This window comes from Frankia sp. CcWB2, assembly GCF_977927585.1.
The window spans coordinates 40,781-41,217 of sequence record NZ_CDWRCM010000006.1 but is presented as its reverse complement, the minus strand read 5'-3'; the positions used below and the strand labels follow the sequence as shown (position 1 = coordinate 41,217).

Sequence of the window (437 nt, the reverse complement as noted above, 5' to 3'; positions counted from 1 at the left end):
CACCGGACCGCCGAGCGGGTCGCCAAGCAGGCCGAGTTCCCCGTCATCTCGGTCAGCCAGTCGATGCACATCATCGCGCTGTACGTCGCCGGGCGGCGGTACGTGCTGGACGGCTCGGCCGCCATCCTGTCCCGGGCGAACCAGGCCCTGGCCACCCTCGAGCCTTACAAGCTGCGGCTTGACGAGGTCGCGGGCACCCTGTCCGCACTGGAGATCGAGGACCTCGTCACGGTCCGCGACGCGATTTCGGTGAGCCAGCGGCTGGAGATGGTGCGCCGCATAGCCGACGAGATCGAAGGCTACGTCGTCGAGCTCGGCACCGACGGCCGGCTGCTGTCCCTGCAGCTCGAGGAGCTGATGGCCGGAGTCGAGACCGAGCGTGAACTCACCGTCCGCGACTATCTGCCGATCGGGTCGAAGGCGGGGACGGCCGCGCA

Annotated in this window: 1 pseudogene; it reads left to right on the top strand. The window is 69.1% G+C overall.

Features of this window, described 5'->3' with window-relative positions:
- Positions 1 to 437 (top strand): annotated as a pseudogene (locus tag ACY45C_RS01815) (DNA integrity scanning diadenylate cyclase DisA); the annotation flags it as partial.